Source organism: Pseudooceanicola aestuarii (assembly GCF_010614805.1).
Lineage (GTDB): Bacteria > Pseudomonadota > Alphaproteobacteria > Rhodobacterales > Rhodobacteraceae > Pseudooceanicola > Pseudooceanicola aestuarii.
On the sequence record NZ_JAAFZC010000002.1, the window covers coordinates 386446 to 400812 of the forward strand.

The 14367-nt window shown below is 65.5% G+C and carries 9 protein-coding genes; 6 read left to right on the forward strand and 3 right to left on the reverse strand.

Annotated features, from left to right (window positions below; all coding sequences use genetic code 11):
* The first annotated feature begins 5 nt into the window (after positions 1-5).
* The 3 genes from G5A46_RS14770 to G5A46_RS14780 all read left to right on the forward strand — a co-directional run bounded on the left by G5A46_RS14770 (position 6) and on the right by G5A46_RS14780 (position 4720).
* The gene (locus tag G5A46_RS14770) at positions 6-947 is read left to right on the forward strand and encodes a tyrosine recombinase (RefSeq protein WP_163851176.1); all 942 of its coding nucleotides are present in this window, start codon (positions 6-8) and stop codon (positions 945-947) included.
* 477 nt (positions 948-1424) lie between these two features.
* A complete protein-coding gene (locus tag G5A46_RS14775; protein WP_163850573.1) occupies positions 1425-2768 on the forward strand; it encodes an HlyC/CorC family transporter in 1344 nt (447 codons plus the stop codon).
* A gap of 272 nt (positions 2769-3040) precedes the next feature.
* Positions 3041-4720, forward strand: coding sequence for a tetratricopeptide repeat protein (locus tag G5A46_RS14780; protein ID WP_163850575.1), 1680 nt, complete (start codon positions 3041-3043; stop codon positions 4718-4720).
* Between the two features lie 106 nt (positions 4721-4826).
* On the opposite strand, the gene mfd is transcribed toward G5A46_RS14780, so the two are convergent.
* Together mfd and G5A46_RS14790 are read right to left on the reverse strand one after the other, a co-directional pair.
* Positions 4827-8309, reverse strand: a complete 3483-nt coding sequence (mfd, locus tag G5A46_RS14785; RefSeq protein ID WP_163850577.1) for a transcription-repair coupling factor — start codon at positions 8307-8309, stop codon at positions 4827-4829.
* Between the two features lie 18 nt (positions 8310-8327).
* Positions 8328-8852 (reverse strand): component of SufBCD complex, encoded by a 525-nt coding sequence (locus G5A46_RS14790; protein WP_163850579.1) that lies wholly within the window; start codon positions 8850-8852, stop codon positions 8328-8330.
* Between the two features lie 153 nt (positions 8853-9005).
* On the opposite strand from G5A46_RS14790, the gene hemB reads away from it, so the two are divergent.
* Both hemB and G5A46_RS14800 read left to right on the forward strand, forming a co-directional pair.
* Positions 9006-10004, forward strand: a complete 999-nt coding sequence (gene hemB, locus G5A46_RS14795) for a porphobilinogen synthase (RefSeq protein ID WP_163850581.1) — start codon at positions 9006-9008, stop codon at positions 10002-10004.
* 272 nt (positions 10005-10276) lie between these two features.
* Complete coding sequence (locus tag G5A46_RS14800; protein WP_163850583.1) at positions 10277-10837, forward strand: lipid-binding SYLF domain-containing protein; 561 nt, start codon at positions 10277-10279, stop codon at positions 10835-10837.
* Positions 10838-11100: 263 nt separating this feature from the next.
* On the opposite strand, the gene G5A46_RS14805 is transcribed toward G5A46_RS14800, so the two are convergent.
* Positions 11101-11367, reverse strand: coding sequence for an usg protein (locus G5A46_RS14805; RefSeq protein WP_163850585.1), 267 nt, complete (start codon positions 11365-11367; stop codon positions 11101-11103).
* Between the two features lie 203 nt (positions 11368-11570).
* Here G5A46_RS14805 and gyrA point away from each other — a divergent pair, with 203 nt between their 5' ends.
* Positions 11571-14300 carry a DNA gyrase subunit A gene (gyrA, locus tag G5A46_RS14810; protein WP_163850587.1) on the forward strand — a complete coding sequence of 910 codons (2730 nt, stop codon included), beginning with the start codon at positions 11571-11573 and terminating at the stop codon, positions 14298-14300.
* The last annotated feature ends 67 nt before the right edge of the window (positions 14301-14367 follow it).

Genomic DNA, 14367 nt, shown 5'->3' on the forward strand with positions numbered 1-14367 from the left:
GGCAGATGGGCGGCGACGGCGGCGATGCGCATTGGATCTCGGCCTTTCTGGACGCCCAGGCGGCAGAGGCCGGCGCGGCGCGCAACACCCTGTTGGGCTATGGCCGCGACCTGAAGGACACCGGTGCCTGGCTGGCCGGACGCAACACCGGCTGGTCCACGGCCACCCGCGACGATATCGAGGCCTACCTGGTCCATTGCGAGGCGCAGGGTTTTTCCGCCGCGACCCGCGCCCGTCGCCTGTCTTCCATCCGACAGCTCTACCGCTTTGCCTTCGAAGAGGGCTGGCGCGCCGACAACCCCGCGATCCGCATCAAGGGGCCCGGTCGCAGCCGCGCCCTGCCCCGCACCCTGACCATGGCGGAGGTCGAGGACCTGCTCGCCGCCGCCCGCACCCTCGGCCGGACGGAGGCGATCCGCGCCCGCAACACCTGCCTGGTGGAGGTTCTCTACGCCACCGGGATGCGGGTGACGGAACTGGTCTCCCTGCCCGTCAGCGCCGCGCGGGGCGATCCGCAGATGCTGCTGATCCGGGGCAAGGGCGGCAGGGAACGGATGGTGCCGCTGTCCCCCCCGGCGCGGGAGGCGTTGACCGCCTGGTTGACGCTGCGCGACGCCGCAGAGGCCGCCGCGCGCCGCAAAGGGCACCCTCCCTCGCCGCATCTCTTTCCCTCCGGTTCCTCCGACGGCTACCTGACCCGTCACAGGTTCTACTTGCTGATCAAGGAAATGGCCGTGATTGCCGGGGTCTCGCCGCAGGCCGTGACGCCGCACCGTCTGCGCCATGCCTTTGCCACCCACCTGCTGGAAAACGGGGCCGACCTGCGCGCGATCCAGACCCTTCTGGGCCATGCCGACCTTGCCACGACCGAAATCTACACCCATGTGCTGGAGGCCCGCCTGCGGGAATTGGTGGAGGCGCATCACCCCCTGGTCAAACCGCGCTGAGAGCCAAACCGCCGCCGCATCTCGCCGGCTCCCGATTCGCAGGCCCTGCCCCTGTGTCCTTCGCCGCGCCCTCGCCCTGCATTCTCAACCTGTCCCTGGCATCTTCCTCTCAGGTCTGACCTCGCTCCTCCGGGTGGAACGCTCCCTCCCTTCGGGCCCAAGTACCGCCGCCGGAGGCGCCTGCCCTCACCACCGGGACGAGTTTGCCAGGCAAGGGTGCCACCATCTCCCCGCTCATCGCCTTCCGGCACGGCCTCACCAGCCCATCACCCGCCCGCGTCCCATCGTAGACCCCGCCGCCTCTCCTGCCACCCACCCCGGGCGGCACGTCACACCAAGGGCTCGGCCCGCCCTGCCCACATCGCCCCCGACATTACCCGGCCTGCGTCACCCCGTCCCGCCATGCCGCGTCACGCCCCCTTGATCCGCCCCGCTCCCGCCACCATAACCCCTGCAAATGTCCAAGCAGGAAGCATCATGGAAACCGGTCTGATCTTCGATACCGCCTTCTGGGTCACCTCCGGCTCGATCCTGTTGCTGCTGGTGCTGTCCGCCTTCTTTTCCGGCTCCGAAACCGCGCTGACGGCCGCCTCACGCGGCAAGCTCCGATCGCTGGCCGACAAGGGGTCCAAGGGCGCCACGTCCGCGCTGGACATCACCGAGGACAACGAACGGCTGATCGGTTCTGTCCTGCTGGGCAACAACCTGGTGAACATCCTGGCGACCTCGCTGACCACTGCGCTGTTCACCCGGATGCTGGGCGACAGCGGCGTGGCGCTGGCGACGCTGGTGATGACCGTGCTGGTGCTGATCTTCGCGGAGGTTCTGCCAAAGACCTATGCCATCACCAATGCCGAGGTCGCGGCCTCCCGCGTGGCGGGACCGATCCGGGTGATCATCACCCTGTTCTCGCCCATCGTGTCCGCCGTCCGGGTTCTGGTGCGTGGCGTGCTGCGCATCTTTGGCGTGCGCACCGATCCCGACAGCCAGATCCTGGCCGTGCGGGAGGAAATCGCCGGCGCCTTGCAGCTGGGCCATTCCGAAGGCGTGGTGGAAAAGGAGGACCGCGACCGCATTCTGGGCGCGCTCGACCTGGGCGACCGCGCCGTGGAAGAGATCATGCTGCACCGTTCGCGGATCGAGATGATCAACGCCGCCGATGCGCCGGCGGACATCCTGACGCAATGCCTGCGCTCCAACCACACCCGTCTGCCTGTCTACGAGGGGGAGCCGGAGAACATCATCGGCATCATCCACGCAAAGGACCTGTTGCGCGCGATGCACAAGCTGGCCTTTGTCACGGCGTCGGAAACCGCGGAGGATGCGGAAACCCCTGCCGTCACCGCCCTGACCGGGTTTCGCATCGAAGACGTGGTGATGCCGCCCTATTTCGTGCCGGAAACCACAACGCTGGACGAACAAATGCGCCAGTTCCTGCGGCTGCATACGCATTTCGCGCTGGTGGTGGATGAATACGGCGCCTTGCAGGGTCTGATCACGCTGGAAGACATCCTTGAAGAGATCGTGGGCGAAATCACCGACGAGTTCGACCAGGATGGAGAGCATGAATTGCGCCCTTCCGAGGACGGGCATTTCCAGATCGACGGGGCCATGACCATCCGCGATCTGAACCGGGCGCTGGATTGGTCGCTGCCGGACGAGGAGGCCAACACCGTTGCCGGCCTGGTGATCCACGAGGCCCAGACGATCCCCACGGTGGGACAGGTGTTTTCCTTCCACGGCTTCCGTTTCGAGGTCACGGCGCGCAAGGACAACCGGATCACCGGGCTGAAGATCCGGCCGCTGATGCGCGGTCTCTGACCAGCCCTGCGCGAACCGGTCGCGATTTCTTGACGGGCCGGACGCGATGGCGCGACAGGCTCTGCCCCCTGGCCCGTTCGGATCGGCGCGGCCGCATCGGTCCTGTTCAGAACAGCCCCGCTCCTCTCAGCCCGGCCACCCTGCCCCGCGCCGCACAACCGCCCGAAGGCGCCTGCCGCACCCGGCGCCGGATTGGTCGGCGCACCACAGCCCCCCCCCGGCAAGGCGCGAAACCTCTGGTCCCCTGCTGGCACCGGCGCTAACCATTCCGCATGACTCATTCTGACACCTATTTCGACCTTGGCCCGCATTCCCGTCCCGTCACCTGCGCCAATGCCCAGGCACAGACCTGGTTCGATCGCGGGCTGAACTGGACCTTTGGCTATCACCACGTGGAAGCCGTAGCCTGTTTTCGCCGCGCGGCGGAGGCCGATCCCGCCTGCGCCATGGCGCATTGGGGCGTGGCCTATGCCTCGGGGCCGAATTACAACCTGCCATGGAAGGTGATGGACCTGCCCTCGCGCCGTGCCGCCCTGGCCGTGGCGCGCGATGCGATGGACCGTGCACTGGCGCTGGCCGACCGGGTTCAGCCCTGGGAGGCGGCGCTGATCCGCGCCCTGCCCGCCCGCTACCCCCAGGCCGAGCCGGTCGAGGACATGCGCCCCTGGGACGAAGACTATGCCGCCGCGATGCGCCAGGTCCACCAGGCCCTGCCCGAAGATGCGGAGGCGGCGACGATCTTCGCTGAGGCGCTGCTGAACGTCACGCCCTGGAAGATGTGGGATCTGCCCGCCGGCCAACCCAATCCGCGGGCCCATACGGTGGAATGCCGCCAGGTGCTGGAAACCGCGCTGGCCCGGCCCGGCGCCATGGCTCATCCCGGCCTGCTGCACCTTTACATCCACCTGATGGAGATGTCGCCCGAACCGCAGGCCGCGCTGCGCGCCGGCGACGCGTTGCGCAGGCTGGTGCCGGATGCCGGCCACCTGGTGCATATGCCCACCCATATCGACGTGCTCTGCGGCGACTACCAGGCCACGGTGGACTGGAACCAGCAGGCCGTGCGGGCCGACCGGCGCTGGTACGACAGCAGGGGCGGCATGGATTTCTACACCGGCTACCGGCAGCACAATTACCATTTCGTCATCTACGGCGCCATGTTCCTGGGTCAGATCGCGCCTGCCCTGGCCGCCAATCGCGACCTGATCGCCACCACCCCCGACGAGATGCTGCGCATCGAAAGCCCACCGATGGCCGATTATTTCGAAAGCTTCATGGGGTTCGAGCCGCATATCCTGATCCGATTTGGCCGCTGGGCGGAGCTGCTGGCCCTGCCCCTGCCCGAGGATCAGGCGTTCTACTGCGCCACCACCGCCTTTGTCCTTTATGGCAAGGCGTTGGCCCATGCCGCTCTGGGCCAGGTGGACCAGGCGCTGACGGCGGAACATATCTTTCTGGAGGCCGCCGCGCGGGTGCCGTCGACGCGGTTGATGCACAACAACCGCGTGGTGGACCTGCTGGCCGTGGCCCGCGCCATGCTGCGCGGGGAAATCCTTTACCGGCAGCAGGATTTCCCCGCTGCCTTCGACGCCCTGCGGGAGGCGGTCCGCCTCGACGATACCCTGCCCTATGACGAGCCCTGGGGCTGGATGCAGCCCGCCCGGCACGCCCTTGGAGCGCTGCTGTTCGAACAAGGCCAGGTGGCGGAGGCCGAACAGGTCTACCGCGAAGATCTGGGGCTGGCGGGTGATCTGCCCCGCGTCTGCATCCACCCCGATAACGTCTGGGCGCTGAAGGGGTTGCACGATTGCCTGGAAGCGCGCGGCGAAGCGTCAGAGCGTCCGCTGATCCGGCAACGTCTGGACTTGGCACTTGCCCGCGCCGATGTGGAGGTCGCCGCCAGCTGTTTCTGCGCGCAGGCCGCGATGCGGGGCTGTTGTTCCACCGGCTGACAGGGCGCGATCTGGCCTCTGACAGATTGACACCGGGCAGCGCGCGTCCCATGCACCGCTTTGCCCCTCCGCTTGCCGGAGGCGATCCTGCCCCCGGCGGCGGTGGTCACTTCGCGGCCTTGGCCCGCGCGGCCTTTTTCGCGGCGATGACCTTTTCGGCCAGGTCGCGCGCGATGGCAAAGGCGCCCTTGATCTTGTCGCTTTCCTTTTTCCAGTCGCGGCGGACGATGATCTTGTTGTCCTTGACCTTGGCCAGGCCGCGCTGGTCCTTGATGAATTCGACCAGCCCTTCGGGATTGGCGAACTTGTCGTTGTGGAACTGGATCGTTGCACCCTTGGGGCCGCCGTCCAGCTTGGCGATGCCGGCGCGTTTGCACATCGCCTTGATCCGCACGATCAGCAGCAGGGTGTTGACCTCACGCGGCAGCGGGCCGAACCGGTCGATCAACTCCGCTGCAAAGCCTTCCAGCTCCACCTTGGTCGACAGGCTCGACAGGCGGCGATAGAGGCCCAGGCGCAGGTCGAGATCGGGCACGAAATCCTCGGGGATCAGAACCGGCACGCCCAGATTGATCTGCGGCGCCCATTGGTCGTCGGCCTCCGTCAGGCCGTCCAGTTCCCCGGTGCGGATCTTGGCGATCGCCTCCTCCAGCATGCTCTGGTACAGTTCATAGCCGACATCGCGCATGTTGCCGGACTGTTCCTCCCCCAACAGGTTGCCGGCGCCCCGAATGTCCAGATCCTGCGAAGCAAGGGTAAAGCCCGCGCCCAGCGTGTCCAGCGTGCCCAGCACCCGCAGGCGCTTTTCGGCGGCAGGCGTCAGCCGGACGCGGGGTTTCGTCGTCAGGTAGGCATAGGCACGGGTCTTGGACCGGCCGACGCGTCCCCGGATCTGATACAGCTGCGACAGGCCGAACATGTCCGCGCGCCAGACAACCATCGTGTTGGCGCGGGGGATATCCAGCCCGCTTTCCACGATGGTGGTGGCCAGCAGCACATCGTAGCGCCCGTCGTAGAAGGCGTTCATCCGCTGATCCAGATCGCCAGCCGCCAATTGACCATGGGCAGTGACGAAACTGACCTCCGGCACCTGGGTTTTCAGGAATTCCTCCATCTCCGCCAGATCGGACACGCGCGGCACCACGACAAAGCTCTGCCCGCCGCGATAATGTTCGCGCAGCAGCGCCTCGCGAATGGTGACGGTGTCGAATTCGCTGACGTAGGTGCGGATTGACAGGCGGTCCACCGGCGGGGTGCCGATGATCGACAGGTCACGCACCCCCGACAGAGACAATTGCAGCGTGCGCGGAATTGGTGTGGCGGTCAGGGTCAGCACATGAACATCGGTGCGCAGCGCCTTCAGCCGTTCCTTGTGATTGACGCCAAAGCGCTGTTCCTCGTCCACGATCAGCAGGCCCAGGTTCTGAAACCGGATGCCCTTGGCCAGCAGGGCATGGGTGCCCACGGCGATATCCACCGTCCCGCGCGAGATCCCCTCACGCGTCTTTGTGGCGTCGGAGGCAGAGACGAACCGCGACAGCGGGCTGACCTGAATCGGGAAGCCCCGGAACCGTTCGGCGAAGCCCTGGTAATGCTGGCGCGCCAACAGGGTGGTGGGCGCGATCACCGCCACCTGCACCCCCGACATGGCCGCGACAAAGGCCGCGCGCAACGCCACCTCTGTTTTGCCGAACCCCACGTCGCCGCAGATCAGCCGGTCCATCGGGTGGCCGGAGCCGAGGTCGTCCATCACGTCATGGATTGCAGACAGCTGGTCCTCTGTCTCCTCATAGGGGAAACGGGCCTGAAAGGCGTCCCATTCACCGCCCGGCGGCTCCAGCATGGGGGCGCGGCGCAGGGCACGTTCGGCGGCGACGCGGATCAGCCGGTCGGCCATCTCGCGGATGCGTTCCTTCAGCCGGGCCTTCTTGGCCTGCCAGGCGCCGCCGCCGAGCTTGTCCAGCAGCCCCTCTTCGTGGCCATATTTCGACAGCAGCTCGATATTTTCGACCGGCAGATAAAGGCGCGCGCTTTCGGCATATTCCAGCACCAGGCATTCATGCGCGGCACCGGCTGCGGTGATCACCTCCAACCCGTGATAGCGCCCGATGCCGTGATCGACATGCACCACCAGGTCACCGGGGCTGAGCGATTGCGCCTCGGTCAGGAAATTTTCGGCCTTGCGCTTGCGGCGGGCGCCACGGATCAGTCGGTCACCCAGGACGTCCTGTTCGGAGATCACGGTGACAGGTCGGTCCTGCCAGCGCCCTTCGAACCCGTGTTCCAGCGCCCAGACGGCGAGATAAAGGCCGGTCTTGCCGACACGGCTGGCGTCGGGAATGTGGATCGTTTCCGACAGGCCCTCGTCCTCGATCAGGCCGGACAGGCGTTCGCGCGCGCCTTCGGAATAAGAAGCGATGACCACCGGACCGTCCGGCAGGCGTTTCTTGATATGGCTGGCCAGCGCAGCAAAGAGATTGACGTTCTCCATCTGCCGTTCAGGAGAGAAATTGCGCCCCACGCGCCCGCCCGCATCCACCACGCCGGGGCCCGAGGCCTGCGGCAGCGGCGACAGCTGCACCACCCGGCGCCCGGCCACCGCCCGCGTCCAGGCGGCATCGTCAAGGTAAAGCAGCTCCGGCGGCGTGGGCTTGTAGATCGAATCCATCCGCCCCTTTTCCGTCAGGGCGATGCGGCGGGTTTCATATTGATCGGCAACACTGTCCCACCGCGCCAGGCGTGCGGCGGTGGAATGTTCGTCCAGCGTGATCGAGACACCGGGCAGGTAGTCGAACAGCACTTCCAGCCGGTCGTGGAAGAACGGCAACCAATGCTCGATGCCCTGGTGCTTGCGTCCCGCGCTGACGGCCTCGTACAGCGGATCGTCGGTGCCGGCGGCGCCGAATTCGATGCGATAGTTCTGGCGGAACCGGGTGATCGCCTGATCATCCAGGATGACCTCGGACACCGGAGCCAATTCGACCAGCTCCAGCTTCTCCGTGGTGCGCTGTGTCGCCGGATCGAAGCGGCGGGCGCCATCCAGCACGTCCCCGAAAAAATCCAGCCGCACCGGCCCACCGGGTCCGGGCGGGAAAATGTCGATGATGCCGCCGCGAATGGCGTAATCGCCCGGTTCGGTCACCGAATGGGATTGCGAGAACCCCATGCGCACCAGGAAATCGCGCAGCCCCGCCTCGTCCACCCGATCACCGACACGCGCGGAAAAGGCAGAGGTTTCCAGCACCTTGCGCGCCGGCACCCGTTGGGTCGCGGCGTTCAGCGTGGTCAACAGGACGAACCGGTCCGGCATCCCGTGCACCAGCGCCGCCAGTGTGGCCATGCGGGTGGCCGAGATCTCGGCATTGGGCGAGACGCGGTCATAGGGCAGGCAATCCCAGCCCGGAAAACTGAACACCGGCATCCCCGGATCGAAGAAGCGCAGCGCCTCCGCCATGGCGGCCATCCGCTTGTCATCGCGGGCCACGTGCACGACCGATCCGCCGTGGCGGCGGGCCTCCGACAGGATCAGGGCGGCGTCGAACCCTTCGGGCGCCCCGCCAAGGGTGATATGGGCGGGATCCGTTGCCATCGCGCCTTTCCTTTGTGTCTAGCCGAGAACCCCGAGCGTGGCGTTCTGGTACATGCCCCACATCGCCGTGATGAGTATGGCAAGCACGCCGATCCCCTGCACGGCCATCCTGTGCCGGTGGAGACGCTTGTATAACGTTTCGGGATCCGGATCTTCCAGCCGGATCTGCCGGGCCGTGCGCACCGACATCAGCGCAACCAGGCTGAGCGGCAGCATCAGCAGGAACAGCGCCTGGGCGAATTCGACATCGTAGAAGAACCCAAGCGCCACCAGCATGGTCAGCACGAAACTGCCCAGCCCCACCATGATCAGCCCCGAGACTTCGGCCGCGTAGAGAAGACGCGTCACGTTGATCCGCACCAGGTCGATCAAATCGTCCTCGAACCGGCCGCGATGGCGGCGCGCGCGCAGCACCAGGTCATAGGGCACGCCCAGCACCCAGTGGCTGGCCGAGGACCAGACAACCGCAAGCGCAATCCAGAACCAGAGATTCGAAAACGATCTGAGGTCGATCAGCTCGAAGATACTCGTCGAAATGTTCACCCGCCTGCCTTTCGTGCCCCCATGTTGCGCGTTCGTTCGCGCCGGGATCGGACCCCGTCGCCGCGCCGGAACCGGATGGCCCGTTGCGTCCCGGTAAGGAGACGCGCTATTCCATGCCACCACCGCCCCGCCGGATCAAGCACAGGATCACCGATGCAGCCGCTTCATGCCCCCTTTCCCGCCACCCGTTTCCGCAGAACCCGCGCCAGCGGCGCGCTCCGCGACCTGGTTCAGGAGAACCGCTTGTCGGTCTCGGACCTGATCTGGCCCGTCTTCGTCTGTGAGGGCGAGGACCACGAGGAACCCGTACCCTCCATGCCCGGCGTGGTGCGCCGTTCGGTCGATCGCGTGGTTCTGGCCGCGCAGGAGGCCCACGTTCTGGGCATCCCGGCGATCTGCCTGTTTCCCTATACGCCAATGGAGAAACGCACATCCGATTGCGCGGAGGCCTGGTCCCCCGACAATTTGTCCAACCGTGCCACCCGCGCGATCAAGGCCGCCTGCCCCGACCTGCTGGTCATGACAGATGTGGCGCTGGACCCCTACAACATCGATGGGCACGACGGTTTCGTCGTGGACGGCGAGATCGTGAACGACGCCACGGTGGAGGCGCTGGTGAAACAGGCGCTCAGCCAGGCCGAGGCGGGCGCCGACATCATCGGTCCCTCGGACATGATGGATGGCCGCATCGGCGCGATGCGCAGCGCGCTGGAAGCCGCCGACCACCAAAACGTGTCGATCCTGAGCTACTCGGCCAAGTATGCCTCGGCCTTCTACGGGCCGTTCCGCGACGCGGTCGGGGCCTCGGGCGCGCTGAAGGGCGACAAGAAGACCTACCAGATGAACCCCGGGAACACCGACGAGGCCCTGCGCCTGGTCGCCCGCGACCTGACCGAGGGCGCGGACATGGTGATGATCAAGCCGGGAATGCCCTACCTGGACATGTGCCGGCGGATAAAGGATGCCTTCGGCGTGCCGACCTTTGCCTATCAGGTGTCGGGCGAATACGCGATGATCCAGGCGGCGGCGCAAAATGGCTGGATCGACGGGGAAAAGGCCATGGTGGAAAGCCTGCTGGGCTTTCGTCGGGCCGGATGCGACGGGGTGCTGACCTACTTTGCCCCCGCCGTGGCGCGCCTGCTGTCGGATTGACCGCACCGGACCGGAGGGGTGTGATCACGCCGCGGTCGGTTCCCGCCGCCGCGACCGGCCGGATCCTGCCCCCTGCCGGCGCGCACGGCGTTATCCGGTGACAGGATCTGCGCGCAGGACTATACTGCGCCCTGCGCGGGGCTCCCCCGCGCCACGCAGACATGGGCCGGCAATCCGGGCGCAACCCGGACAAGGCCCGACAGAACAAGGTCCGAGCAGGACAGAACAACGAAACGCCACCGGCCTGACCGGGGCAGTGACAGGCAAGTGACATGACCCAACTGACCAGACGTTCCTTCACTCTGGCCGGCCTCGCGGCCCTGCCCGCGCTGGCGGCTTGCAGCCGCGGCGTCGGCTCCCGCGCGCCGTCCGAGATCGACGCCCGCGTCGATGCCACCATCGCCCACATGTTCGAGAAATACCCGCAGACGCGGACCCTCTCTGCGCGGTCCTCGGGCATGATGGTGATGCCCGTCATCACCGAGGCAGGGCTGGGCGTCGGCGGCGGCTATGGTCGCGGCGCGCTGCGCGTTGGCGGTGCGACGGTGGATTACTACTCTGCCACCCGTGCCAATGTGGGCCTGCAATTCGGCGCACAGCAATATGCCCATGTGCTGTTTTTCATGACCGAAGAGGCGTTGCAGAACTTCCGCCGATCCGATGGTTGGGCGGCTTCCGCCGACGTGGAATACGCCTTCAACGACGTGGGCGAGATGCTGCGCGCGGAAACCACCACCTCGGTCTCGCCGGTGGTGGCGGTGGTCTTCGGCCAGGCCGGGCTGCGGCTTGGCGCGACGCTGGAAGGTCTGAAATACACGCGCATCCTGCCCTGATCCTGCGGCGCGGCGCGACGGCGTTGATCGGGCGCGGCACGGGTCGCGCCCGCGGATCCGCCTCCGGCAGCGGTATTTGCCGCCCGAAGGGCGGGACGGGCAGTCGCAGTCACAGGGCGCGGTTTTGCGGCGCCCGGGTTCGACCGGCCGATCTGGGTCTGCCGATCTGGGTCTGCCGGTCTGGGTCTGAGTGCACGCCCGGCGATCCGGAGTGCGCGGACCAAGAGAGGCCCTTGCAGCCCTCGAACCTGACCCGCTTGCCCTCAGTGATAGCGGAATTCGCCCACGCATTGACGCCACTCGCCCGGCGCGATTTCCTTGCGGTGGGTGAAGCGGACCGAATGCAGGGCGCCCTCGATCTCGGCCTGCCAGAATTCGATGAAGCCGAACAGTTTCGGGTGGTCCGGCGCCAGGTCGTATTCCTGCCAGATGAACGTATTCAGCACATGGCAGTAATCCGGCATGCGGTAGAAGAATTCCGCCGTGGTCAGCCCGTACCCCTTGAGCATCAGCTCCGTTTCCCGCTCCATTCCTGCCATCCTTTCCTGTCCTCGCACCAGTTTATTCGATCAGCATGACCTGTCTGATTTTTATTGCAACAAAAACAGTGTGTTATCAGCCATTCCTCATGGCTGCCAGCGAACCGGACAGGCGCCATTGCACCCAAGATACACGGGGTGCTATAACGACGTTCAACAAGATGTAGTTCCCCCCAACGCGACAGGCAGACGACTTGACCGACACGCCGGAACCCCCTGAAAACGAAGACGAAATCAAACCGACGCCCTATGATGGGCCGAGTGTGCAGATCACGGACGAAATGCGCGTTTCCTATCTGGATTACGCCATGTCCGTCATCGTGGCCCGCGCCATCCCGGATCTGCGCGACGGCCTGAAGCCCGTGCATCGGCGTATTCTTTACGCAATGAACGAGGTCGGAAACACCTTCGACAAGTCCTACCGGAAATCGTCGCGCCCCGTGGCCGACGCGATGGGCAAGTATCACCCGCATGGCGATAGCGCGATCTACGATGCGCTGGTGCGGATGACGCAGAACTTTTCCATGTCCCTGCCGCTGCTGGACGGTCAGGGCAATTTCGGCTCCATGGACGGGGACAAGGCTGCGGCCTTCCGCTATACCGAAGTGCGCATGGCCAAGGCCGCGAATTACATGCTGGCCGATATCGACAAGGATACGGTCAATTTCCAGGACAATTACGACGGCAAGGACCGCGAGCCCGTCGTCCTCCCGGCGCGGTTCCCCAACATGCTGGTCAATGGCGCCGGCGGCATTGCCGTGGGCATGGCGACCAACATTCCGCCCCATAACCTGGGCGAGGTGGTGGATGCCACGCTGGCGCTGATCGAAAATCCCGACATGTCGATCGAAGAGCTGATCGACTTCATCCCCGGCCCCGACTTTCCCACCGGCGGCGTGATGCTGGGCCGGTCCGGCGCGCGCAAGGCCTACTTGCAGGGGCGTGGCAGCGTGATCATCCGCTCCAAGACCCATGTGGAGGAGCTGCGCCGCGACCGCTATGCCATCGTCATCGACGAGATCCCCTATCAGGTGAACAAGGCCGCGATGATCGAGAAGATCGCGGAACATGTGCGTGACAAGCGGATCGAAGGCATTTCCCACGTCCAGGACGAAAGCGACCGTCAGGGCGTGCGCGTGGTCATCGAACTGAAGCGCGACGCCACGCCCGACGTGGTGCTGAACCAGCTGTTCCGCTTTACCCCGATGCAGACCTCCTTTGGCTGCAACATGCTGGCGCTGAACGGGGGCAAGCCGGAGGTTCTGACGCTTTACGGGTTCCTCTCCGCTTTCATCCAGTTCCGCGAGGAGGTCGTCGCCCGCCGCACCGCGTTCGAGCTGCGCAAGGCGCGGGAACGCTCCCATGTGCTGTGCGGTCTGGCCGTGGCGGTCAGCAACGTGGACGAGGTCGTCGCGACGATCCGTGCCTCCTCCGACGCTGCCGAAGCCCGTCAGAAGCTGATGACGCGCCGCTGGCCGGCTGGCGATATTGCCGAATACATCCAGTTGATCGACGATCCGACCCACCGGATGAACGACGACGGCACCTATAACCTGTCGGAAACCCAGGCCCGCGCCATCTTGGAGCTGCGGCTGCAACGGCTGACCCAGCTGGGCGTGCGCGAAGTCACCGACGAGTTGCAGGAGCTGGCGAAGAAGATCCGGGAATATCTGGAGATCCTTGGCTCTCGCGAGCGGATCATGGGCATCATTTCGGACGAACTGCGCGAGGTGCGCGACCTCTTTGCCGTGCCCCGCCGTACCGAGATCGTCGACTGGTCCGGCGACATGGAAGACGAAGACCTGATCGAACGGGAAGACATGGTCGTCACCGTTACGGCCGGCGGCTATATCAAGCGCACCCCGCTGGCCGATTTCCGCGCCCAGAAGCGTGGCGGCAAGGGGCTGTCGGGCGGCTCCCTCAAGGAAGACGATGCTGTCACCACCCTGTTCGTGGCCAATACCCATACCCAACTGCTGTTTTTCACCACCGAAGGCATGGTCTACAAGATGAAGACCTGGCGCCTGCCGCTGGGTGGACGGACATCCAAGGGCAAGGCGATCGTCAACATTCTTCCGATTCCCATCGGTGCCTCTGTCGCGGCGATCATGCCCGTGGACCGGGACGAGGCGGATTGGGCCGATCTCCAGATCGTCTTTGCCACCTCTGCCGGGGATGTGCGGCGCAATGCGCTGTCGGATTTCACCAATGTCATGCGTAACGGCAAGATCGCCATGGATCTGCCCGAAGGGGTGGAACTGGTAAACGCGCGCATCGCCTCCGAAGAGGACGACGTGATGCTGGTGACGGATGCGGGCCGGGCGATCCGGTTCTCCACCACCGCTGTGCGGGTCTTCAAGGGGCGCAAATCCACCGGTGTGCGCGGCATTCGCCTGTCCGACGGGGATCACGTCGTCTCCATGGCGGTGATCCGGCATTTCGAAGCCACATCGGACGAGCGCGCCGCCTATCTGAAGATGCGCCGCCTGATGGCCGGCGTGACGGAGGAGACGGAAACCGACGAGGAGGACGGCAACGCGGATGCCATCCTGCCCTCGGAACGTTACGCCGAGATGTCGGCCGCCGAGAACCTGATCCTGACGATCACCGAACAAGGCACCGGCAAGCTGTCGTCGTCGCACGATTACCCGGTGCGCGGACGCGGCGGGATGGGCGTGACAGCGATGGACAAGGCAATGCGCGGCGGCCCGATCGTGGCAGCATTTCCAGTCGAAATGGACGATCAGATCATGTTGGCGACCTCACGCGGGCAATCCATTCGCGTTCCGGTGGATGGAATTTCCTTCCGATCCCGGTCTGCGGGCGGGGTACGGGTGTTCAACACCGGAACCGGTGAACAGGTTGTTTCGGTCGCGCGGATCGTCGAGGAAGGTGATGAAGACGCTGGCGAAAATGACGCATAGCACCGATTGCGAATCGCACCGGGAAAATACGGGATTGCGCTGACCGTCGATTTTTGAGTATACGGGA

Bases quoted from the DNA above. Each gene is read 5' to 3' on its own strand.
- G5A46_RS14780 (WP_163850575.1), top strand. From the start codon at position 3,041: ATGACTCATTCTGACACCTATTTCGACCTTGGCCCGCATTCCCGTCCC.
- G5A46_RS14800 (WP_163850583.1), top strand. From the start codon at position 10,277: ATGACCCAACTGACCAGACGTTCCTTCACTCTGGCCGGCCTCGCGGCC.
- mfd (WP_163850577.1), bottom strand. From the start codon at position 8,309: ATGGCAACGGATCCCGCCCATATCACCCTTGGCGGGGCGCCCGAAGGG.
- G5A46_RS14805 (WP_163850585.1), bottom strand. From the start codon at position 11,367: ATGGAGCGGGAAACGGAGCTGATGCTCAAGGGGTACGGGCTGACCACG.
- G5A46_RS14770 (WP_163851176.1), top strand. From the start codon at position 6: ATGGGCGGCGACGGCGGCGATGCGCATTGGATCTCGGCCTTTCTGGAC.
- G5A46_RS14775 (WP_163850573.1), top strand. From the start codon at position 1,425: ATGGAAACCGGTCTGATCTTCGATACCGCCTTCTGGGTCACCTCCGGC.
- hemB (WP_163850581.1), top strand. From the start codon at position 9,006: ATGCAGCCGCTTCATGCCCCCTTTCCCGCCACCCGTTTCCGCAGAACC.